Raw genomic sequence first — 21,874 nt, forward strand, 5'->3', positions numbered from 1 at the left:
CTATCCCAAGATAACCATGTCAATCGCCGTAGCAACGACACTCTCATCAACAAGGCATCCATTTAGCTCAGCTAGCCTCAAAGCCTTTTTATATAGCTTTGCACTGCTTCTAAAGTTACCTTTGCAGTAGGCAAATATCTCTTTTGTATAGATCTTCTCACACTCATCTTTGCTAAGCCCTTGCATGCACCATTTGCCACAAATTCGGCTAAAAAGCTGTCTTAGCTCCTTGTTTTTACCCATTAGATTTTTTAGTAGTATCTCTGTGCCACAAAGTATTAGCGGAGTGCGTGAGAAGTCATAAATTCTTCTTAGATCTTCAAGAGCCTTTAGCGGTAGATGCTCCGCCTCATCTACCATTATCACCTTATCGCTACTCTTTAAAAACCTTGCTACCGCCTTTAGCTTTGTGCTTAGCCCACCACTAGCATCGATCTTTAAAGCCTCGCATAGATCTTCAAGCAAAACCTTAGCGCTCGTGTGACAAGTTGCCTCTATCAAAACCACATTTGGATTATTCTTGGCAAATTCTTTCAAAACTGTTGTCTTGCCACTTCCAGCAAAGCCATATATTAGCCCTATCTCTTTTTCGGCTATCGCCTCACTTATGATGAAATTTGCCATCTTTACATCGCTAGTTACGTAAAACTCATTTTCTTTTGCGTTTGCGTGAAAATTCTTAGCTTTTTTGTTAAAATTATCGATGTAAGCATTGATTTTTGCATTTACTGCATCGCTATCGCCCTTATAACTTCCGGCACGAAGTTGGCTTATTAGCGATGCACTCACTCCTATTGCACGTGCAAGTGCTGATGCACTTATGTTGTTACTAGATAAAAATTCATCTAGCTTTTTTATACTTTCACTCATTACTACTCCTTTTAGTTAGTTTCATTGACTATTTCTTGCCAACTTTTTATCTTTTTCTCTTTTTTTACATCACTGCCAGCTACAGCCAAAAGCTCATCATCAAAAGCTCTATTTTTAGTCAGTGATCGGCTGCTTTTTTGAGCTGCTTCGATCTCTTTGCTCTCATTATTTACGCCCTTTAGCTCAGGCTTTAGCGCTCTTTTGGCTTCAAGGCCCATGACCATTTGTTTAAACTCTTCTTGGCTCTTATCTCTTGCCTCGCTAGCATCAGCTTTTATATCACGCAAGCGTTTGCTAAAGAGCTTTCTAGCTGCTTTTGCTTCCTCAACACTTACGCCCTCATTCATATCAAGAACATTTGCCACGCCTATAAATTTCTTGTCATCTTCATCCCAGACAAAACACTCATTTATGTTGTCTATGTTTTCTCGGATGGTAACTCGCTCATACCCAAACATCTGAGCGTTATAAAAATTCACGCCACCCACGCTTACTCCCTTTTTACTCACATGCTTTAGCTCTTTTTTGCTAAGTCTTGCACTAAGACTTATTGCGTCCATAGCCACAGCATCGTTTATCTTTTCGTTATATGCTTCGTTGCATGTTTTATTAAGGCGCTCTAGGTAGCGTGCGTTTAAGAAATTTTCAGCGTAAAGATCCATAAGCTCTTGCACTTCGCTTAGCTCTTTTAGTTTTGCTATATTAGTTTTTACGCCCTTTTTAAGGCGTCTCTCTTTTTTAGAGTAGAAAAACTCTATCGCTTGTCTCTCAGTTATGTTATGTCCGATATATCCGGCTAAATTTTCACTAAAGCTATGTTGAAGCGCTCTAAAATTTCTCTCTACATAAGGTTTTAACCAACCACTATATGCTCTAACGGCCTCATAGCGTATCTCAAGCGAACCAAGAACCGAGCTCATATATTCACTCTTAAAGGCCTTACCATTATCGCCCTTTATAGTTTTTGGCTTGCCATACCTTATTATGTATTTAGCCACAGCTCTTGCTATTGCTAGGCTATTTTCGCTATCGCTTATATGAAAGCTTGCCACTCCTGAGTAGGTATCGATTAGTGCTATGATCGTGTAGCGTTTTTGCCACTGCCTTACGTAGCTCTCAAACTCCTCTTTGCTTGAAAAGATATTATTTACAGCCTCATATCCTATGCTCTTGCATATATCACTGGCATTACATATCATGTCAAGTGGGCTAGCATCTATTTCAACGACTTCATTTATCGTTCTTACTGCCCAGTTGCTCACTCCAAGTGCTGGCATTTGTCTGCCTATAACGCCATCTTCGCCGTAAAGTATGAGATTTTTAAGAAGTTTGTTTTTCTTTAGGTAGTTATTTACATACCTATTTACCACCTCATAGCTCACACACTCATCTTTTTTGGCCAAAAACTCATCAAAACTTAGCTCACCGATCTGTGAAGTTGTATAGTAGTAGTTAAGCACCTTATAGATGTTTGTTATATTTATCCTACCTTTGCCTACATTTGATTTTATTAGCTCGTCGCACTTGTCACTAAGCCCAAGCTCTTCTATTTTTAAGCTCTTATTATTACTCCTACTATCCACAAGTGCATCTAGACCACCCATTTTAAATTTTCTTTGCCAGTCATAGAGCTTATTTGAGCTTACTTTTATAGGGTATTTATTGCTTGTATTTAAATACTCTATAAAACTACTCTCATCTATCTTCCCTTTTGCCTTATCCCACTCCAAAACTATTGCACGCTTACATAGTGCATCAGCTCTTTTTTTATCGCCGCAAGTTGCTATTAGCGGCAAATTTGCAAAAGAGTTGCCGCTATTATTAGTGCTGCTACCATACATGGTGCTAGTAGCAGCGCAGCCATTGCCATTATCTATATTCTCTAGCTTATCATTACTACAAGATATAGCAAGTACATAGCCATTACTATCATTGCCACATTGTTCATCTCTTTTTACCTCTTCTTGTATCCATATATTCCGTGTTTTGTTACTCTTATCACAAAGCCCATCTCTTGCATCTTCATCACAAATTCTTCCAGCGCTCTCTTTGCTTTTATCTCTTGCATATTCGCTCTCTCCTGCCTCTTTTGCTCCATTGCTTGCTCTTCTATCGCCATTTGCATTAGCTCCATCTCTTCCGCCCAGTTCATCTGCTCCCTCATCATCTGCACCAGCCCCTTTGCCTGACTTCGCTCCGCTTGCTGCATTGTAAGGCACGTCATAGCTCTCTCCTTCTCTTGTTTTACTGATCCTCTCCACGATCTCTGGATAAATTCTCTCGTCTATATCTATTCGAAGGGTTTTGCCACTTGCTCCACCACGATTACCTCCTATATAATCAAAGAGTAATATATTACTCTTTATAGAGCAAAATTTTTTGCCTGCTTTTTTGGCACGGCATGCTGCCTTTTCCACGCTTTTATTATTTATGCCAAAAAATTCAGCTGCAACCCTTGAATTTACCCACATTTAGGCTACCTTTATTCCATCTTTCTCTAGTATTTTTCTAGCTCTTTGGCTCACAAAACCTTTATAAAGGCTACTAAGACTAAGTCCTCTCATCTCGCAATAGTCTTTGAGGTCATACTTTAGCTTCTGCTTTACCTCTCTTGTCACTTGCTTGACCCTATATGCTCTCATTTTTTTTCACTCCTTTTCTATAAATTTATAGTTAAGCGGATATTACTTACTTTTTCTTGCATAGTGTATCCTTTAAAATGGCCTTTATCCGCTTGACAATAAATTTTAAAAGAACCTTTTTAGAAACTTTTTACTTTTTTTAAAGTAATATGCTTCCAAACACATTTTGAATTATAGCGTAATATATTACACTTTGTCAAGCATATCAAGCATATTTGGTATCTTTAAAGGAGAATTATATGGACTTATCAACTAGGCTAAAAGAACTCAGGCTAGAAAAGCAATGGACGCAAGCGGATTTAGCAAAATTTTCAGGTGTTTCTATTGATAGTATAAAAGGATATGAGGCAGGAAAGACGAAAAATATTACAATAGAAAATTTAAACAAAATTGCTTTAGCCTTTAACTTAACGCCAACAAATTTTTACACAGGTAATATGTCTCCCAATATGTCTCCCAAAAATAATAATTCTGTCTCCCAATATGTCTCCCAAACTCAAAATTTGTCTTCTAATTTGTCCATAAGTCCTACAAACCTTAAAAACTCACAAATAGAGCAGTTAAAAGAGGATCAGATCCTTATATGTGAGCTAAGCTCTAAAGTTGGAGCAGGCGAAAGTGTCGATATAAACGGCATTGAAGTCTATGACACAACTAAACTCGTCCCATTTTCTCAGATGCTCTTTAAAACTCGTCTAAAAAACACAAACAACCTACGCTGCATGCAAGTAGAAGGCTACTCTATGGTCCCTATGTTATACCCTGATAGCTGGGTCATTGCTGACGTTACAGCTAGATTTGAAGGCGATGGGCTATACATTATAAACTTTTGTGGAAATTTTATGGTTAAATTGCTCCAAAAAAGCCCTGACGGCGTGCTTCATATCATAAGCATCAACAAAGACTATCAAAGCTACGAGATAGATGAAGATAGTAACGTTGAGGTCTATATAGTAGGTAAAGTATTAAGATGTGTGATTTAAAGCCCATTTAAACGGCTTTTAAAAGAGTTTGTAAAAAGATGTAAAGCTTTTGTAAAGTGATGTAAAGAAATTTTTGCCACTTTGATTTTGACTAAAACTCACTCTAACTACGAATTAATCGCACTTTTCTATGCCTTTTTATAACTTTGATATCTAACATAACTTTACAAAATAGCCACGACTAAATTTACCACAAGCCCCAAAATACTAACAAAAAGCATCGTTTTAGCCTCTATCTGCGGCTCATTAAAAAGCCTAACTATCGCCTCGGCTATGACAAAGACGGCTAGCGCGATAAGAGCAATGGCATTTATAAAAGCGGCGATGATCTCGACCCTTTTGTAGCCAAAGGTCTTTCGTAAATTTGCCCTTTTTTCTGCGATCTTAAAAGCTACCAGCGACAAAAAAAGAGCCGCAGCGTCTGAGAGCATGTGAAATGCGTCGCTAATGAGCGCAAGCGAGTTTGAAACGAAGCCAAAAACGGCCTCAACTATCATAAACGTGAAAATTAGAAAAAATGAATTTCTAAGAACGCTCTTATTGTGCATCATTGTCCTTCTTTTGGGCGTCGATCCTCTTGCCTATATCTTTTAAATTTGAAAATTCCTCGATGAGCTTTGGCGAGTCGTCAAGGCTGATGACGAAATTCCATATATAGGTCATCACAGAGTAGATGTGGCCGGCATTTGTCTGCTGCGAGCTTAGCACTATTATCGCCACCAAAAAGAGCAGCGAAGCGCTAATGCCGATGATAAAATAGCTCATCGCCTCCCTGTTTGAGATCGCTATACGAAATTTAGAAACGACGTCGTAGTGCCTATTTAGCGTGCTTTTATTAAAAACACCTATCACCTTTGCCTCTTTTTCTAGGCGGTCATTTAAGCGAAGATAAAGGTCGTCATTTTTCTTAATATATCTTGGTAAAAATATAAGAAAAAAGGTCATCACTACAAAGCACGCCACAGCAACCTTTGGCTCGACAAAGATGAGCATAAATGCTGAGCCAATGATAGAAATAACCGATGTGAAAAACATAGGAAAATGTGTCTCAAAGAAATTTACAAACTCTCGCGAGAGCGCAGCTCTGGCGATGATGGCGGAATCGTCTTTGGCATTTTGTTTTTCATTCATGATGACGTTTACGGCGAGCTCTGCGTAGATGCCTGCAAAGACTTGCGTATCCACGCGGCGCCTGATAGCTCCAACAAGCCACGCTATGAGCACAAAAAGTGCGTAAACAAGGGCATTTAACGTGTTTCCTTGCATGATTGCGTTGATCGCAAAGCCTGCAAATATCGGGTAGGTTAGAAAAAGTCCGTTCTCGGCTAGCACCAAAGCGAAGGTCAATATAAGCTTTTTATTGTGCTCGGTTGCTATGCTCTTTAGCGTTTTAAAGGCGTTATTTTGCAAATTTACTCCTAAAAAATTTTTGCGAATTTTAGCTAAATTTATAAAAATTTGAAAAAAATTTTGTTGTAACTCTTGACATTACAACTAAAGAATATTATACTTCGCTCATCAGTTATAAATAAAAAGATTACAACAAAAAGGAGAACAAAATGAAAAATTATCAAGTTGTAAAGATCACTAACGAGCCAAGAGTCGAGCTAAAAGAAGCTTTAAATTTAAGCGGCTGTGAAGTTTCTATAAACGAGCTTCCAGCAAACGCAAGCGTGCCATTTGTCCACTCACACAAACAAAACGAGGAACTTTACATCATTATGGATGGTGAGGGTGAGCTTTTCATCGACGGTGAAGTGCTAAAAGTAAGCAAAGGTGACGCGCTACGCATAGACCCAGAAGGTAAAAGGTGCTTTAGAGCTGGCAAAAGTGGTATAAAAATGATGTGTATCCAAAGCAAAAAAGGTAGCCTAGAGCAATACACTATGAGCGATGGTGTGATGGTTACAGACATCAAGCCAAGCTGGTTATAATCTCAAAAACATTGCTGTCTAGCAGTCAAAAAACAAAAATTTAAAAGATAAATAATGAAAATAGCAATCATAGGTGCAAATGGTAAAAGCGGTACAAATTTCTTTAAAACAAGGCTACGATGTCACAGCGATAGTTAGAAATAAAGAGTATAAAAATGACACCGTTAAAGTCATATATAAAGATATTTTTGATATAGCTAAGTCCGATCTAGCAGACTTTGATGCAGTTATTAGTGCATTTGCTGCTTGGACACCAGAGACCTTCCCACTCCACAAAAAAATTGCTGCTCATCTTGCAAATTTGCTAGAGGGTAGCGACACAAGACTACTTGTAGTTGGTGGCGCTGGTACATTATTTGTAGATGATAAGGGCACAATGGTGATGGATACGCCAGACTTCCCGGCTGCATATATAGGTGTGGCAAAGGCGACTGCAGAGTCTTATTTTGAGCTAAAAGGCAGGAGCGATTTGCTTTGGACATATGTAAGTCCAGCAGGCGACTACGACGCAAGTGGTGCTCACACTGGTAAATACACGCTTGGTGGAGATAATCTCATCTTAAACTCAAAAAATGAGAGCTATATAAGCTATGCAGACCTTGCTATAGCAATCATAGACGAACTAAAAAACAAAAAATTTATACAAAAACGCTTCACAGCAGTTAGCAAGCGAGAATAAAAATTATAGATTTGACATAGTTAACACAAAAAGTCGGCTTGTCAAATCTAAACTAAAAAATAAACTGCTTTTAGTAAAAATTTAAAGTATAATCAGAGAAAATTTCAAGGACAATCATGCAAGTAGGGATCAAGTTTTCAACCGCGATCCATGTAGTTTTAGCAGCTTATTTTTTCAAAGACGAGAAAGTCACGAGCGAATTTATAGCAGGTAGTATAAACACAAATCCTGTCATAGTTAGGCGCCTGCTTGGCACTCTAAAGGCTGCAGGACTTGTGAATGTTGTAGCTGGAGTTGGTGGTGTGAGTCTTGCAAAAGAGCCAAAAGATATAACCCTCCTTCAAATTTTTAACGCAGTAAATGATAAAGAAAAACTTTTTAAGATCCACTCTGACTCACCTAAAGCCTGCCCACTTGGTAGCAAGATCGAGGGACTTTTAACTGGTCACTTCCTAAAAGCACAAGAAGCTTTAGAGGATAGTTTAAGAAGCATTACTTTACAAGATCTATTAGATGAGCTTATTGATTTATAAAATTTAAAAAGTAGGCAAACCAAGTTATAGAATTTAAAAAGTAGGCAGATATATAAAAAAACCAATCTATTTTATTTATTAGGAACGCTATGCGCTCCTAACTATTTTTATATATATTTTATGTAAGAATTTTTATAAATTCCTAGATTTTATTACTCTTTGCTTTTCTCTTTTTTAGCTTTGCTCTTTTTCTCTGCTTTATCTTTTGGGCTTTCTTTCTTATCTTTGACTTCTTTTACGCTATCTTTAGCACCATCTTTTTTCTCTTTTACTTCATCACTCTTTTTACTTACTTTTTGTTTTGTGTCATCTTTTTTAGATTTTGTTTTAGCTTTTGTTTCGTCTATCTTTGTAGTGCCTGATACTGATATATCTGATTTTAAATTTTCAAATGTCTTATCACCTATACCATTTACATTTTTTATATCTTCTATTGAGTTAAATTTATTTGCTTTTCTATACTCTATTATTGCATCTGCCTTTGAAGATCCTATGCCATCTAAACTCATTAACTCTTCTTTTGTGGCAGTGTTTAAATTTATGGCTGCTAGTAATGTAGAAGCTGCTACTAATAGTGAGAATATAATCTTTTTCATTTTTGTCCTTTTTGGGTAAATTTGGGTTTGGAGTCTATCATATTTGGTGTTTTTAGTCAACACTCGCATAAAAACATAAGCTAAAAGATATTTATAAATGTAAAGATAAAAAGTCTAATTATTTAAAAATATAAATAAATTTTAGATTTGATATTTTGTTATAAATTAAGAAATAATATTAAAAGATGATTGTTTAGATAAAGAATATTAAAAATCAACAAAGCCCGCAACGACCTACTTTTCCAACATCCCAGTAAGGGAGAGTATCATCAGCCAGGACGAGCTTAGCTTCTTGGTTCGAGATGGAGCAAGGCGTTTCCTCGTCTGTATAGTCACGGGCAGTGTTAAATAAAAGATATATCAGATAAATCTCTTATTTAACACTACTTGATAAAGTTAAAAGTCATAAACAAAGTTTTATAAAAACATATCTTATTAAGTTTTTATCCTTAACAAGGAAGTGATGCTTATTAAAAGATAAGCAGACGAGCTATTAGTACTGGTCAGCTAAAGGACTTTCATCCATTACACACCCAGCCTATCAAACACATAGTCTATATGAGCTCTTAAAAGAAGATTCATCTTGGAGTTGGCTTCCTGCTTAGATGCTTTCAGCAGTTATCACATCCCAACATAGCTACCGAGCGGTGCTCTTGGCAGAACAACTCGTACACCAGTGGTTGGTTCGACCCGGTCCTCTCGTACTAGGGTCAACTCTCCTCAATCTTCTTACGCCCACGGCAGATAGGGACCGAACTGTCTCACGACGTTCTGAACCCAGCTCGCGTACCGCTTTAAATGGCGAACAGCCATACCCTTGGGACCTGCTCCAGCCCCAGGATGCGATGAGCCGACATCGAGGTGCCAAACCTCCCCGTCGATGTGAGCTCTTGGGGGAGATCAGCCTGTTATCCCCGGGGTACCTTTTATCCTTTGAGCGATGGCCCTTCCACACAGAACCACCGGATCACTAAGACCGACTTTCGTCCCTGCTTGACGTGTATGTCTCGCAGTTAAGCTGGCTTTTGCCTTTATACTCTGCGAACGATTTCCAACCGTTCTGAGCCAACCTTTGTAAGCCTCCGTTACATTTTGGGAGGCGACCGCCCCAGTCAAACTACCCACCAGACATTGTCCTACTTGAGGATAACTCAAGCTAGTTAGCTATCAGAATAAAAAAGAGTGGTATCTCAACAACGGCTCACCATAAACTGGCGTCTATAGATCAAAGCCTCCCACCTATCCTGCACATTTTTATCCCAATAGCAGTGTCAAGCTGTAGTAAAGGTCCACGGGGTCTTTCCGTCTTGCCGCGGGTAGGAGGAATTTTCACCTCCACTACAATTTCACTGGATCCCTCTTCGAGACAGCTCCCATCTCGTTACGCCATTCATGCAGGTCGATATTTAATCGACAAGGAATTTCGCTACCTTAGGACCGTTATAGTTACGGCCGCCGTTTACTCGGGCTTCGATCAAACGCTTCGCAGAGCTAACGTCATCAATTAACCTTCGAGCACCGGGCAGGCGTCACACCCTATACATCCTCTTACGAGTTAGCAGAGTGCTGTGTTTTTGGTAAACAGTCGGGAGGGACTCTTTGTTGTAACCTTCAATGCTTACGGAGTAAATCCTTCACAAAGTTAGGCACACCTTATACCGAAGATACGGTGCTATTTTGCAGAGTTCCTTGAAGAGAGTTCTTCCACGCGCCTTAGAATACTCATCCCACCCACCTGTGTCGGTTTACGGTACGGGCAACTATAACTAAACTTAGAAACTTTTCTTGGCTCGACAGTATCGGCAATTCGCTATCCATTCCGAAGAACTTCAAACGCCTGTGGGGTCTCGGCTTAAAAAGATCCGGATTTGCCTGGATCTTAACCTACACCTTTCGACTAGCACTACCATCCGCTAGCTTGCTTAACTCTAAGCGTCCTTCCATCGCACATTATAGTTGGCATTGGAATATTAACCAATTTTCCATCGCATACCCCTTTCGGACTTTGCTTAGGACCCGGCTAACCCTACGATGACGAGCATCGCGTAGGAAACCTTGGGTTTACGGCGTTGGGGATTCTCACCCCAATTATCGCTACTCATGCCTGCATGCTCACTTGTATTCGCTCCAGCACTCCTTACCGGTATACCTTCAACGCAAATACAACGCTCTCCTACCACTTAGTAAAACTAAGTCTAAAGCTTCGGTACTCATTTTAGCCCCGTTATATTTTCCGCGCAGAATCACTAGACCAGTGAGCTATTACGCTTTCTTTAAAGGATGGCTGCTTCTAAGCCAACCTCCTGGTTGTTTAAGTAACTCCACATCGTTTTCCACTTAAATGAGATTTAGGGACCTTAGCTGTTAGTCTGGGTTGTTCCCCTCTCGACGACGGATTTTATCACTCGCCGCCTGACTGCCATGATTACACACTAGGTATTCGGAGTTTGATAGGGTTTGGTACATTGGTGTATGCCCTAGCCCATTCAGTGCTCTACCCCCCAGTGTTACTACATGACGCTATACCTAAATATATTTCGGAGAGAACCAGCTATCACGATGTTTGATTGGCCTTTCACCCCTATCCACAAGTCATCCCATAGCTTTTCAACGCTAGCGGGTTCGGTCCTCCACCGGCTCTTACACCGGTTTCAACCTGCTCATGGATAGATCACATCGTTTCGGGTCTGCAACGTCTGACTAAACGCCCTATTAAGACTCGCTTTCGCTACGGCTCCGGGTTTCCTTAACCTTGCCAGACATCACAACTCGCAGGCTCATTATGCAAAAGGCAGTCCATCACCCTGATAAATCATAGGGCTCTGAATGATTGTAAGCAAATGGTTTCAGGTTCTATTTCACTCTGATCACCTCAGTTCTTTTCACCTTTCCCTCACGGTACTTGTGCACTATCGGTCTAGTAGTAGTATTTAGGGTTGGATAGTGGTCTACCCAGCTTCAGACAGAATATCACGTGTTCCGCCCTACTCAGGATACTGCTAAGTAAAACAAAGCTTTCATATACGGGAGTATCACCCTCTATGCTTAATCTTTCCAAATTATTCTATTAGCTAAGTTTAGTCTATATTGCAGTCCTACAACCCCGTTAGTAAACTAACGGTTTGCCCTCTTACGCGTTCGCTCGCCGCTACTAGCGTAATCTCTTTTGATTTCTTTTCCTGAGGGTACTAAGATGTTTCAATTCCCCTCGTTCGCTCCATATTAGGTAGTTAAGCTCGCGCTTAACTGGGTTGCCCCATTCAGAAATTCCCGGATCAAAGCCCCTTGACGGCTCCCCGAGACTTATCGCAGCCTGGCACGTCTTTCATCGCCTCTACTAGCCAAGGCATCCACCACTTGCTCTTTGTAGCTTACCTTTTCTATATTAGATTATTCTAATTCGCATCACTTCCTTGTTAAAGATAACTTTATGTTACTATATTTAAATTCTAGCTCTCAAGACGGAAAGCATTGACTACTATTTAGATAAGTTTTAAATCCTAAATAGATTGTGATGTCAAACTTTTGCATTAAATGCAAAGAGAATAGAAATTTAAATCTTTAACAAGTCCTGTAAAATTGTTTTTAAAACTTGCTTGTGACTATTAACAATATTAATTAAAAGAACATTTAGACAAAAGTCTAATTAGAAAGTTTAAAAATTTAAGCTCTCTAATTAGACTTAATACGGTTAAACTATTTTATGGTGGAGAATAGCGGGATCGAACCGCTGACCTCCTGCGTGCAAAGCAGGCGCTCTCCCAGCTGAGCTAATTCCCCAATTAAATTCTCTGGTGGGCCTAACAAGACTTGAACTTGTGACCTCACCCTTATCAGGGGTGCACTCTAACCAGCTGAGCTATAGGCCCCTATAGGTCTATCAATCTTTCAAAACTAAACAAGGATGATTGAGAATATCTTTCTTATAGATATCTTGTGAGAGAATATCTATATGTACTCTAGAAAGGAGGTGATCCAACCGCAGGTTCTCCTACGGTTACCTTGTTACGACTTCACCCCAGTCGCTGATTCCACTGTGGACGGTAACTAATTTAGTATTCCGGCTTCGAGTGAAATCAACTCCCATGGTGTGACGGGCGGTGAGTACAAGACCCGGGAACGTATTCACCGTAGCATGGCTGATCTACGATTACTAGCGATTCCGGCTTCATGGAGTCGAGTTGCAGACTCCAATCCGAACTGGGACATATTTTATAGATTTGCTCCATCTCGCGATATTGCTTCTCATTGTATATGCCATTGTAGCACGTGTGTCGCCCCGGACATAAGGGCCATGATGACTTGACGTCGTCCACACCTTCCTCCTCCTTACGAAGGCAGTCTCATTAGAGTGCTCAGCCGAACTGTTAGCAACTAATGACGTGGGTTGCGCTCGTTGCGGGACTTAACCCAACATCTCACGACACGAGCTGACGACAGCCGTGCAGCACCTGTCTTAACATTTCTGCAAGCAGACACTCTTCTATCTCTAGATGATTTGTTAGATATCAAGTCCGGGTAAGGTTCTTCGCGTATCTTCGAATTAAACCACATGCTCCACCGCTTGTGCGGGTCCCCGTCTATTCCTTTGAGTTTTAATCTTGCGACCGTACTCCCCAGGCGGTATACTTAATCCGTTAGGTGCATTACTGCCAAGACTAGCTTAGCAACAACTAGTATACATCGTTTAGGGCGTGGACTACCAGGGTATCTAATCCTGTTTGCTCCCCACGCTTTCACGCATTAGCGTCAGTTGAGTTCCAGCAGATCGCCTTCGCAATGGGTATTCCTGGTGATCTCTACGGATTTTACCCCTACACCACCAATTCCATCTGCCTCTCCCTCACTCTAGATTACCAGTTTCCCAAGCAGTTCTATGGTTAAGCCATAGGATTTCACAAGAGACTTGATAATCCGCCTACGCGTCCTTTACGCCCAGTGATTCCGAGTAACGCTTGCACCCTCCGTATTACCGCGGCTGCTGGCACGGAGTTAGCCGGTGCTTATTCGTTAGGTACCGTCATTATTCTTCCCTAACAAAAGGAGTTTACGCTCCGAAAAGTGTCATCCTCCACGCGGCGTTGCTGCTTCAGGGTTTCCCCCATTGAGCAATATTCCCTACTGCTGCCTCCCGTAGGAGTCTGGACCGTGTCTCAGTTCCAGTGTGACTGATCATCCTCTCAGACCAGTTATGCGTCATAGCCTTGGTGAGCCATTACCTCACCAACTAGCTGATACAATATAGCCTCATCCTACACCGATAAAACTTTCCCTATCTAACTTATGTAAGACAGGAGTATAGAGTATTAGCAGCCGTTTCCAACTGTTGTCCTCTAGTGTAGGGCAGATTAGCTATACATTACTCACCCGTGCGCCACTAACTCATAAGAGCAAGCTCTTACTTGTCCGTTCGACTTGCATGTATTAGGCACGCCGCCAGCGTTCACTCTGAGCCAGGATCAAACTCTCCATATTAATTACCTATCTAATAGACAGGATTTTTATTATGAAGTTTTTAATCAAAAAAACTTTTAGTTTTTATATTAGTTTGTCTAATCTATTATTTAATCATAATAGACTGGCTCAATCGATCACTTGTTTAGATTTCAAAGATTGACTAATAGTTTAACAATTGTAAGTTAAAAGAACTTTCTGCTCTGCGTTTTGCAAAACAGAAAGTGAAGTATATAGAAGTGATGCTTAAATACAGATAAAAATCAGGCTAATTTTTAAAAACCCATAAAGAAATTTTGAAGTCCAACTTTTCCATTAAATATAATATCTTTTTTGTTTGGATCATATTTAAATTCACTTATTACTTTTTTGTCCTCTTCTTTAAAATATCCAGCAGATATCAAAGTAGGCTCAACAAAAGCTACTTCTGGCACTAATGTATCAAAAAAATTCGCCAGACTTTCATCGACACTTATTTTTCCACTAAGAGATAATTTATCAAAAATTTCTGACTGATTTGTTCCCTTTTTAAAGCCATTTACTGCTGCATCTAAATTTAGCTTTAGAGCCTTATCTCCCTTTTTGAAACTTAATGTATCTATTTTTATGGTTGGATTCTTTTCTAAGATTTGATCTACTGTCTCATCAAAATTTAATCCAGCTAAAACATTATAATTTTCTTCATTATTTAAATTATTAAGCTTGTCTAATACATTATTTAATGCAGGCACATTGATATTTGCGATTTTGCTATCAAAGACAAAATCTGTATATTTTACTTTATCAACTGCTACGATACCTATTTTTATAACATCGTCTGATCTTCCAAGATCATTTGAGATTTCAAATTTTGAGTCATACTTAAAGTCATCTATCAAAACATTACTTACATCATTAGATGCGAAAGACACCCTTTTAAATTTAACTTTTGCTAGATAAGGTACAAGCTGACTCTCTAAAATTTTTGAAATCTTAACTGGCTCTTTATAACTTGAGTCAATATAGAACCCTTCGATATTTAGATCAACTTTATTGTATTCACTAAAATCTTTCAAAACAATCTTATCTGCTTCAACCTTTAAGCTGTTTATACTATCTTTTGAATCAAGCGTCATACCAATCTTTATATCTTTTGTATTAAATGCAGTTTTTTGCTTATCATTAAATTCAATATTGCTAAATTTAATATCCACATCTTTATCGCCAGTTAAGCTAACTTTTGTTTTAGTTGTTGCAATGACGTTTGAACCCATGAATGTTGCGATAATGTTTTTAATCATATCGTTTTGGATAGAAATTTTTGAGTCTATTTCAAAGCCATCTATAAAAGCAAGCGCTGTATGAGAAATTTCATTTTCTACTTTAAAAACCAAATCCTCATTTACATTTTTACCAAATATATTTTCCAAAAGATCTTTTGAAACACTAAAATCAAATGATCCTTTTGAGCCAAAAAAACCTTTTTTGTAATTGTTATTAGAAATTTTAAAGCCCTTAATATTATTTAGATCATTCACTATCCTTTGATAGTTTTTCTCCACCTCATTTGAAGCAAAATAAACCGCTCCAATGGCTACCATGATAACTACGATTAAAGCAGATATCACCTTTTTCATGCTTTTCTCCTTTTTGTAATATGTTGTAAAAAAAACCAAATTCCAAGCAACAAACAAACCATAGCAAGAGGCATAATATATCCATGCTCGCCAAGATAGTCGCTTGCACCTACAAAATAATCACCCGCTTTAAAGCTGGCAAATCCGATAATGGCCGCCCAAAGCACTGACGAGATCAAATTTATAATGCTAAATTTATAAAATGAATATTTCGTAAGTCCAAGCGCGATAGGAACCAAAGTTTTGACGCCGTAGATAAATTTTTTGATAAATATTATCTTATCGCCGTGTTTTTTGGCCAAAATTCCTGCATAAGCAAGCTTTCTTTTATGATTTTTGATATAAGGCATAAGTGAGCTTTTATTAAATCTTGCGAGATAAAAAATTAGCGTGTCGCCGATTGTATTTGCCACAGCAGCGACAATTATACTAAGAGTGATATCCATCTTACCGGCAAAACTTAAAATTCCAGCGGCGATTAATGCAACCATACCGCCACCAAGGCTATAAAAAAACAATACAATATAGCCGTATGTTGAAACTGAGTTTATGATATCTTGCATTAATCTCCTAAAAGTTTAGATGCGGAGGCTATTAGCTGTTCATAGGCATAGCCACTTTGCTTTAAAATTTCTTCTCTTGCACTGATGACTGCTCCACCAAAGCTAGCTCCCGCAAAGAAACCATCATTTGCGGCATATGCGTAAATATCACTTGAAAATTTAAAATCGCTTACTTTACTGTAATTGCGTCCAATGTCACCAAAAGCTACTGAAAGCTTTGTATCAAGCGTGATCTTGGCATCTTTAATATCGTGGATAATGCTATCTTTAAATATAAAAAGTACAAGTGAACTATCTTCATAACCAAGCTGTATACCGATACTGCCGCCACTTATGCTAACTGGTAAAATTTCACTTGGCGAGTTAATGTTGCCAACAACCATGATGCCATCTCCGCCCATGCCACCAACTACAAAACCGACCTTTTTAACACTTGGAAAGATGATCGTCGCTTTTGACTGCTCGATTAGCTCTTTTATAGGAGCGTTTCTAGCGCCTCTCATAGTTGTTATAAACGAGTTTGCCGAATCTAGCACGAGCTCCTCGCTGGCAAAGCCAAGTGAGAAAAATAATAAAATTGAAAAAAGAAATTTCATATCTTGCCGTTATTTCGCAAAATCAACAGCGCGAGTCTCTCTGATGACGCTTACTTTTATCTCACCAGGATACTGCACCTTACTCTCAATCTCTTGAGCTATCTCTTTTGCTACAAGCACTGCCTCGTCGTCGTTTATGAGTTTAGCATTTGCGATGACACGAATCTCACGGCCTGCATTTATCGCATAAGCTTGTTTGATGCCATCTTTACTTTTTGCGATGTTCTCGATCTCTTCGACACGTTTTAGGAAGCTCTCAAGCACCTCGCGCCTTGCACCTGGACGAGCTGCACTTAGTGCGTCAGCTGCGCAAACAGCCGCACTTTCTATACTTGTTGCCTCTTCGTGGCCGTGGTGAGCGTAGATAGCGTTGATGACTACTGGATGCTCTTTGTAGCGCTTACAAATTTCTGCTCCAAGATCAACGTGACTGCCCTCATACTCGTGAGTTAGCGCCTTACCAATATCGTGAAGTATGCCAGCTCTTTTTGCAAGCTTCTCATCTCCGCCACACTCAGCTGCGATGATGCCAGCAAGGTGAGCTACTTCAAGGCTGTGCGCTAGGGCATTTTGTCCGTAGCTCGCTCTAAATTTAAGCTTGCCTATTAGTTTTACGATCTCTGGATGAATTTTATTTAGACCAAGATCCATGACGATATTTTCGCCCTCTTCTTGTATGCTTTGCTCAAATTCTTCAGTCACTTTTTTGTGAAGATCTTCTATCCTTGCTGGCTGAATTCTTCCATCCTCCACCAAAAGCTCGATCACTCTTGTTGCGATCGCACGTCTGTAAAGGTTAAAGCTGCTTAAGATGATCGCATGTGGTGTGTCATCAATGATAATATCAACACCAAGCACCATTTCAAGGGTCTTGATATTACGTCCCTCTTTGCCAATGATCCTACCTTTTAGCTCATCGTTTTTAATATTTACGACATTTATCAGACGCTCAGCTGCAAATTCTCCAGCAAATCTTGACGTAGCCTGCGCCAAGATGTAATTAACTCTCTTTTTAGCCTCTCTTTTTGCCTCTTCTTCGTACTTTCTAACGATGTGAGCGATGTCAGCACGTGACTTCTCTTCGACCTTTTTAAGCACGACCTCTTTTGCCTCTTCCTCCGTTAAACCAGCAGCGTGCTCAAGCACTCTTATCGCCTCTTCTACTTTGTTTTGATAAGTCGCTTTTAAATTTAAGCCCTCTTCGTAAGTGATCTTCGCATCTTGCTTATCTTTTTCAAAAAGCTCTTTGCTCTCATTTAAAAGCTCTTGCTCATTTAGCAAAATTTTCTCTTTTTTGGTCAGCTCATCAAATTTACTCGCATACTCTTTTTGAAGCTTTGTTGTTTTGTCATCGTATCTTTTTTTAGCCTCAAATTCAGCCTCTTGTACTGAAATTTTAGAATTTTTAAGCGTTAGTTCAGCTTCGTATTCTATTGCTTTTGCTTTTGCTTTTGCTTGTTCTAAGAAGATGTTGTAGTTTGCATCATTTATCTTTTTGGCGTAGAGATACCCTGCTCCAACGCCCGCCACACCGGCTCCTAAGCCTATTAAAACCTCTATCATTTATTCCTCTTTTTATATAATTTTTATTTGGGGTTATATAAAAGTCTGCTACCGCGTCTTGTGCATTTGAAAGTACATCTTTGGTGTAAAAGTCTTTTATCTCAAGAAAAACTATCCGTTTTGGCTTAATGGGCAAAGAGTTAAAAAATCTATCATAAAATCCTTTTCCGTGCCCTATCCTAGCCATAGCTCCATCAACCCCAATCGCTGGAACTACTGCCATATCAAGTCTAACATTATCCATTTTTTTGCCAGATGGCTGTCTGACGTTAAATTTATAAGTTATAAATGGCAGTCGCAATCTTACCATCTCTAAGCTAAGACCTACCATAAAAGGGGCAAAAATTTCACATTTATGCGATAAATTTCGCCTTATTTTAAGCACATCAACTTCGTAGTTAAGTGGCAAATAAAACAATACTTTCTTAGAATTTGTAAAATTTATCAATTTTAAAAGAGTTTTCGTAGCTTTATAATGCGAGCATTTGGCCTTAAATTTAGTAAGTTTCATCAAATTTGCTCTTGCATTTTTTCTAAATTCATTTTTTTCTAAATTAACGCTCATTTTATGCTCTTTCTTGTATAATCCTGAAATCTTATTCAAAAGGAAATTTATGACATTAAAACGAGCAATTATAACATCACTTTGCATTTTTGCATTTTTTGGATGCGGCGACGAGAACAAGCAAAAAAAAGAGCAAAATACAAGCGAACAAACGCAAGGCAAAATTTTAGATAAAAATGCTAGCAAAGATGAAAATTTAAGCAAAGACTCACTCACTCCAAAAATGAGTGAAAATGCCCAAGATAGCGAGATAAAAGAGATAAATCTAAAGCTGCTAAGTGGAGCAACTATGCAGATTACAAAAAGAAGCAATGGCTTTGATGTAAAAGATGGCAAAAAAGCAACTCTTTACGTATTTTTTGCCACTTGGTGCCCACCTTGCAAGGCCGAGATCCCTCACTTAAATAACCTAAGCGAGAAATTTAAAAACGAACTAGATATCGTTGGTGTGCTACTTGAAGACAAAAGTGAAGATGAAGTAAAAGATTTTGCTCAAAAATATAAAATAAAATACGAAGTCGCGGTTGGCGAGGGAAATTTTTTATTTGAAAAAGCAATGGGTGGCATAAAAGGCTTGCCTGCGTCAGCACTTTTTAAAGCAAATGGCGACTACGTTCAAGGCTACATCGGTCTTGTGCCTGAAGAGATGCTTGAAAATGACATAAATAGGGCTACAAAATAATGCTTGATTTTCTAAAAAAAGGCCTTGAGAAGACTTTTGGAGCGATAAGCTCAGCGAAGAAGTCAAAAAAGATAGACAAAGAGAGCTTAGAAGAAATTTTGCTTGAAGCTGACGTAGCTTACGAGATCGTGGAAGAAATTTTATACTACTTGCCACCACAAGATGAAGTGAGCAGAGCCGACCTAAGGCGCGTTATGAGTAGCTATTTCATCTACGAAAATGAGCGCGTGATCGAGCCTGATAAGCCATTTGTCGATCTCATCCTTGGCGTAAATGGCGCTGGCAAGACGACCACAATCGCAAAGCTTGCAAATTTATATAAAAATAATGGCAAAAGCGTCATTTTAGGCGCTTGTGATACATTTAGAGCTGGAGCGATCGAGCAGCTACGCCAGTGGTCAATTAGGCTAAATGTGCCAATAGTCGCCACACAGCAAGGGCATGATCCTTCGGCTGTTGCTTACGATACGATTAGCTCAGCCCTTGCAAAAGGCATCGACCGAGTCATCCTTGATACGGCTGGCAGACTTCAAAATCAGACAAATTTAGCAAACGAGCTAGAAAAGATCGTTCGTATTAGCAAAAAAGCTTACGAAAAAGCGCCTCACCGCAAAATTTTGATTCTTGATGGCACGCAAGGTAATGCCGGAGTAGCACAAGCAAAGGCGTTTAACGATATTGTCTCGCTTGATGGCGTTATCATCACAAAGCTTGATGGTACTGCAAAGGGTGGAGCACTGTTTGGTGTGGCAAGAGAGCTTGAGCTACCTATATTTTATATAGGCATTGGCGAGAGTATGGACGATATCATCAAATTTAATCCAGACGAGTTTTTAGACGAGCTAATGGACGCCATTTTTGAGTAGGGTAAAATTTCTTAGTAAAATTTGCTTTTTCGCTGCTCTTTTAGCAATTGATTTTCTTGCATTTACTCCAAAAAGTCCCACGATCATCGAAAATTCGTGGGATAAAGCAAATCATTTTTTAGCTTTTTGCATCCTATACATCCTGCTCTATCTTGGCTATGAGTTTAAAATTTTTAAAAATTTAGCCCTACTTTTAGCCTTTGGTGTGCAAATAGAACTCGTTCAAGCGTTTTTACCAAACAGGGAATTTAGCCTGCTTGACATCGTGGCTGACATGATCGGAGCAACTTTTGGAGTTATAGTAGTTGAAATTTTAAAAAGGATAATTTATGGCAAAAGCAAAGCCAGTTTTTGAGTGTCAAGCCTGCGGAAACCAGCAGAGCAAATGGCTAGGCAAATGCCCACAATGTGGGGCTTGGGATAGCTTTGTCGAGCTTAGTCAGCAAGAGATAAAGATAAGCAAAGAGATAGCAAAAAGCACCGGAGTAGCCAGCAAAGCCATAAGCATAGATGAAGTTGAAATTCAAAATTTTACGAGATTTAGCACCAAAGATAGCGAACTCGACCTTGTTCTTGGTGGTGGCGTAGTCGAGGGCTCACTCGTTTTAATAGGTGGTAGTCCGGGCATCGGCAAATCAACCCTGCTTCTAAAAATCGGCTCAAATTTAGCAAAAGACGGTAAAAAAACGCTCTATGTAAGTGGCGAAGAGAGCCAAAGCCAGATAAAAATGAGAGCTGACAGGCTAAATGCTGTGGATAAAAATTTATACTTATTAACTGAAATTTGCCTAGAAGATATCCTGCTAGAAGTGCAAAAAAGCGACTACAAAGTGCTAGTAATCGACTCCATACAAACGCTTTATAGTCAAAATATAAGCTCCGCTCCAGGCTCGATCACACAGGTTCGAGAGATCACATTTGAGCTGATGAGGCTTGCAAAGAGCCAAAATATCTGCGTTTTCATCATCGGTCATATTACCAAAGAGGGCTCGATCGCAGGGCCTAGAGTGCTTGAACACATGGTCGATGTGGTGCTTTATTTTGAGGGCGATGCGAGCAGAGAGTTAAGAATTTTGCGTGGGTTTAAAAACCGCTTTGGCTCGACGAGTGAGGTTGGTATATTTGAAATGAGCCAGCACGGACTGGTGAGCGCAAACGAGGTTTCGAGTAAATTTTTCACACGTGGCGGGGCGATGAGTGGAAGTGCGATAACTATCATAATGGAAGGCTCAAGGGCGCTTAGCATCGAAATTCAGGCACTTGTTTGCGAAAGCGCTTATCCAAAACGAAGCTCGACTGGCTTTGAGAGAAACCGCCTAGATATGCTGCTAGCCCTACTTGAGCGAAAGCTAGAGATCCCACTTGGCCACTACGATGTCTTCATAAACGTTTCAGGTGGCGTTAAGATAAACGAAACTGCGGCAGATCTAGCCGTCATCGCAGCGATAATAAGTAGCTTTAAAAACCGCCCTATCAGCAAGGACAGCGTCTTCATCGGCGAGCTAAGTCTAAACGGCGAGATAAGAGAGATTTTCAATCTCGATCAGCGCCTAAAAGAGGCAAAAATGCAGAAATTTAAAAATGCTATCATCCCAAACAAACCGCTTGACACGCAAGGACTAAAGTGCTTTTACGCCAAAGATATCACGCAAGTGCTTGAGTGGATGTAAATTTATCTTGCTAGCGACTTAATATCAATACTTTGCTGGCTAGGACATGTTTTTTGAAATTT

Annotated in this window: 18 protein-coding genes, 2 tRNA genes, 3 rRNA genes and 1 pseudogene; 8 read left to right on the plus strand and 16 right to left on the minus strand. The window is 39.4% G+C overall.

Annotation, left to right across the window (positions count from 1 at the left end):
* From CCON33237_RS05650 to CCON33237_RS09650, 3 genes are read right to left on the minus strand one after another with little or no spacing between them, the layout of a single operon-like run.
* A complete protein-coding gene (locus CCON33237_RS05650; RefSeq protein WP_054196769.1) occupies positions 1-870 on the minus strand; it encodes an AAA family ATPase in 870 nt (289 codons plus the stop codon).
* Between the two features lie 11 nt (positions 871-881).
* On the minus strand, positions 882-3,341 hold the full coding sequence (locus tag CCON33237_RS05655; protein WP_054196770.1) for a Mu transposase C-terminal domain-containing protein: 2,460 nt from the start codon (positions 3,339-3,341) through the stop codon (positions 882-884).
* Positions 3,342-3,512: a hypothetical protein gene (locus CCON33237_RS09650; protein ID WP_167496274.1), complete on the minus strand. Its 171-nt coding sequence runs from the start codon at positions 3,510-3,512 to the stop codon at positions 3,342-3,344.
* Positions 3,513-3,751: 239 nt separating this feature from the next.
* Between CCON33237_RS09650 and CCON33237_RS09455 the strand changes: the two genes are divergently transcribed.
* Positions 3,752-4,495, plus strand: coding sequence for an XRE family transcriptional regulator (locus tag CCON33237_RS09455; RefSeq protein ID WP_081004441.1), 744 nt, complete (start codon positions 3,752-3,754; stop codon positions 4,493-4,495).
* A 170-nt stretch (positions 4,496-4,665) separates the two neighbouring features.
* On the opposite strand, the pseudogene CCON33237_RS05665 reads toward CCON33237_RS09455, so the two are convergent.
* A pseudogene (locus CCON33237_RS05665) lies at positions 4,666-5,043 on the minus strand (cation diffusion facilitator family transporter); the annotation flags it as partial.
* Positions 5,033-5,905 (minus strand): ABC transporter six-transmembrane domain-containing protein, encoded by an 873-nt coding sequence (locus CCON33237_RS05670; RefSeq protein WP_054196771.1) that lies wholly within the window; start codon positions 5,903-5,905, stop codon positions 5,033-5,035. The gene CCON33237_RS05670 and the pseudogene CCON33237_RS05665, both read right to left, overlap by 11 nt.
* Before the next feature lie 149 nt (positions 5,906-6,054).
* Here CCON33237_RS05670 and CCON33237_RS05675 point away from each other — a divergent pair, with 149 nt between their 5' ends.
* From CCON33237_RS05675 to CCON33237_RS05685, 3 genes are all read left to right on the plus strand, one after another.
* Positions 6,055-6,429, plus strand: a complete 375-nt coding sequence (locus CCON33237_RS05675) for a cupin domain-containing protein (protein ID WP_054196772.1) — start codon at positions 6,055-6,057, stop codon at positions 6,427-6,429.
* Between the two features lie 79 nt (positions 6,430-6,508).
* Positions 6,509-7,108 (plus strand): NAD(P)-dependent oxidoreductase, encoded by a 600-nt coding sequence (locus CCON33237_RS05680; RefSeq protein ID WP_234402308.1) that lies wholly within the window; start codon positions 6,509-6,511, stop codon positions 7,106-7,108.
* A gap of 116 nt (positions 7,109-7,224) precedes the next feature.
* The gene (locus CCON33237_RS05685) at positions 7,225-7,641 is read left to right on the plus strand and encodes an Rrf2 family transcriptional regulator (protein ID WP_054196773.1); all 417 of its coding nucleotides are present in this window, start codon (positions 7,225-7,227) and stop codon (positions 7,639-7,641) included.
* A gap of 152 nt (positions 7,642-7,793) precedes the next feature.
* On the opposite strand, the gene CCON33237_RS10115 is transcribed toward CCON33237_RS05685, so the two are convergent.
* The 11 genes from CCON33237_RS10115 to CCON33237_RS05740 all read right to left on the minus strand — a co-directional run bounded on the left by CCON33237_RS10115 (position 7,794) and on the right by CCON33237_RS05740 (position 18,594).
* Positions 7,794-8,237 (minus strand): ComEA family DNA-binding protein, encoded by a 444-nt coding sequence (locus CCON33237_RS10115; protein ID WP_054196774.1) that lies wholly within the window; start codon positions 8,235-8,237, stop codon positions 7,794-7,796.
* 221 nt (positions 8,238-8,458) lie between these two features.
* A 5S ribosomal RNA gene (rrf, locus tag CCON33237_RS05695) occupies positions 8,459-8,577 on the minus strand.
* 133 nt (positions 8,578-8,710) lie between these two features.
* Positions 8,711-11,614 (minus strand): 23S ribosomal RNA (locus CCON33237_RS05700).
* A 327-nt stretch (positions 11,615-11,941) separates the two neighbouring features.
* Positions 11,942-12,017, minus strand: a tRNA-Ala gene (locus tag CCON33237_RS05705).
* Positions 12,018-12,029: 12 nt separating this feature from the next.
* Positions 12,030-12,106: transfer RNA gene (locus CCON33237_RS05710), tRNA-Ile, on the minus strand.
* A gap of 94 nt (positions 12,107-12,200) precedes the next feature.
* Positions 12,201-13,712, minus strand: a 16S ribosomal RNA gene (locus tag CCON33237_RS05715).
* Together the 16S, 23S and 5S rRNA genes with 2 tRNA genes alongside form the textbook arrangement of a ribosomal RNA operon.
* Before the next feature lie 254 nt (positions 13,713-13,966).
* Positions 13,967-15,307, minus strand: a complete 1,341-nt coding sequence (locus tag CCON33237_RS05720; protein ID WP_054196775.1) for a DUF945 family protein — start codon at positions 15,305-15,307, stop codon at positions 13,967-13,969.
* Positions 15,304-15,870: a DedA family protein gene (locus CCON33237_RS05725; RefSeq protein ID WP_054196776.1), complete on the minus strand. Its 567-nt coding sequence runs from the start codon at positions 15,868-15,870 to the stop codon at positions 15,304-15,306. Before CCON33237_RS05725 ends, CCON33237_RS05720 begins: the two co-directional genes overlap by 4 nt.
* A complete protein-coding gene (locus tag CCON33237_RS05730; RefSeq protein ID WP_054196777.1) occupies positions 15,870-16,466 on the minus strand; it encodes a lipid-binding SYLF domain-containing protein in 597 nt (198 codons plus the stop codon). The genes CCON33237_RS05725 and CCON33237_RS05730 overlap by 1 nt, the downstream gene beginning before the upstream one ends.
* Before the next feature lie 9 nt (positions 16,467-16,475).
* On the minus strand, positions 16,476-18,029 hold the full coding sequence (gene rny / locus CCON33237_RS05735; RefSeq protein ID WP_035167447.1) for a ribonuclease Y: 1,554 nt from the start codon (positions 18,027-18,029) through the stop codon (positions 16,476-16,478).
* On the minus strand, positions 17,950-18,594 hold the full coding sequence (locus tag CCON33237_RS05740; RefSeq protein ID WP_054196778.1) for a 5-formyltetrahydrofolate cyclo-ligase: 645 nt from the start codon (positions 18,592-18,594) through the stop codon (positions 17,950-17,952). Before CCON33237_RS05740 ends, rny begins: the two co-directional genes overlap by 80 nt.
* Positions 18,595-18,643: 49 nt before the next feature.
* Between CCON33237_RS05740 and CCON33237_RS05745 the strand changes: the two genes are divergently transcribed.
* From CCON33237_RS05745 to radA, 4 genes are read left to right on the plus strand one after another with little or no spacing between them, the layout of a single operon-like run.
* Positions 18,644-19,276: a TlpA family protein disulfide reductase gene (locus CCON33237_RS05745; RefSeq protein WP_054196779.1), complete on the plus strand. Its 633-nt coding sequence runs from the start codon at positions 18,644-18,646 to the stop codon at positions 19,274-19,276.
* Entirely contained in the window at positions 19,276-20,142 is an 867-nt protein-coding gene (gene ftsY / locus CCON33237_RS05750; protein WP_054196780.1) for a signal recognition particle-docking protein FtsY, read from the plus strand. Before CCON33237_RS05745 ends, ftsY begins: the two co-directional genes overlap by 1 nt.
* Positions 20,135-20,497: a VanZ family protein gene (locus tag CCON33237_RS05755; protein ID WP_054196781.1), complete on the plus strand. Its 363-nt coding sequence runs from the start codon at positions 20,135-20,137 to the stop codon at positions 20,495-20,497. Before ftsY ends, CCON33237_RS05755 begins: the two co-directional genes overlap by 8 nt.
* Positions 20,472-21,812 (plus strand): DNA repair protein RadA, encoded by a 1,341-nt coding sequence (gene radA, locus CCON33237_RS05760; protein ID WP_054196782.1) that lies wholly within the window; start codon positions 20,472-20,474, stop codon positions 21,810-21,812. The genes CCON33237_RS05755 and radA overlap by 26 nt, the downstream gene beginning before the upstream one ends.
* The last annotated feature ends 62 nt before the right edge of the window (positions 21,813-21,874 follow it).

The organism is Campylobacter concisus, assembly GCF_001298465.1.
Lineage (GTDB): Bacteria > Campylobacterota > Campylobacteria > Campylobacterales > Campylobacteraceae > Campylobacter_A > Campylobacter_A concisus.

Coding starts and splice junctions, on each gene's coding strand:
- radA (WP_054196782.1), top strand. CDS start 20,472: ATGGCAAAAGCAAAGCCAGTTTTTGAGTGTCAAGCCTGCGGAAACCAG.
- CCON33237_RS05685 (WP_054196773.1), top strand. CDS start 7,225: ATGCAAGTAGGGATCAAGTTTTCAACCGCGATCCATGTAGTTTTAGCA.
- CCON33237_RS10115 (WP_054196774.1), bottom strand. CDS start 8,237: ATGAAAAAGATTATATTCTCACTATTAGTAGCAGCTTCTACATTACTA.
- rny (WP_035167447.1), bottom strand. CDS start 18,029: ATGATAGAGGTTTTAATAGGCTTAGGAGCCGGTGTGGCGGGCGTTGGA.
- ftsY (WP_054196780.1), top strand. CDS start 19,276: ATGCTTGATTTTCTAAAAAAAGGCCTTGAGAAGACTTTTGGAGCGATA.
- CCON33237_RS05680 (WP_234402308.1), top strand. CDS start 6,509: ATGGTAAAAGCGGTACAAATTTCTTTAAAACAAGGCTACGATGTCACA.
- CCON33237_RS05675 (WP_054196772.1), top strand. CDS start 6,055: ATGAAAAATTATCAAGTTGTAAAGATCACTAACGAGCCAAGAGTCGAG.
- CCON33237_RS05720 (WP_054196775.1), bottom strand. CDS start 15,307: ATGAAAAAGGTGATATCTGCTTTAATCGTAGTTATCATGGTAGCCATT.
- CCON33237_RS05740 (WP_054196778.1), bottom strand. CDS start 18,594: ATGAGCGTTAATTTAGAAAAAAATGAATTTAGAAAAAATGCAAGAGCA.
- CCON33237_RS05730 (WP_054196777.1), bottom strand. CDS start 16,466: ATGAAATTTCTTTTTTCAATTTTATTATTTTTCTCACTTGGCTTTGCC.
- CCON33237_RS09455 (WP_081004441.1), top strand. CDS start 3,752: ATGGACTTATCAACTAGGCTAAAAGAACTCAGGCTAGAAAAGCAATGG.
- CCON33237_RS09650 (WP_167496274.1), bottom strand. CDS start 3,512: ATGAGAGCATATAGGGTCAAGCAAGTGACAAGAGAGGTAAAGCAGAAG.
- CCON33237_RS05655 (WP_054196770.1), bottom strand. CDS start 3,341: ATGTGGGTAAATTCAAGGGTTGCAGCTGAATTTTTTGGCATAAATAAT.
- CCON33237_RS05650 (WP_054196769.1), bottom strand. CDS start 870: ATGAGTGAAAGTATAAAAAAGCTAGATGAATTTTTATCTAGTAACAAC.
- CCON33237_RS05725 (WP_054196776.1), bottom strand. CDS start 15,870: ATGCAAGATATCATAAACTCAGTTTCAACATACGGCTATATTGTATTG.
- CCON33237_RS05745 (WP_054196779.1), top strand. CDS start 18,644: ATGACATTAAAACGAGCAATTATAACATCACTTTGCATTTTTGCATTT.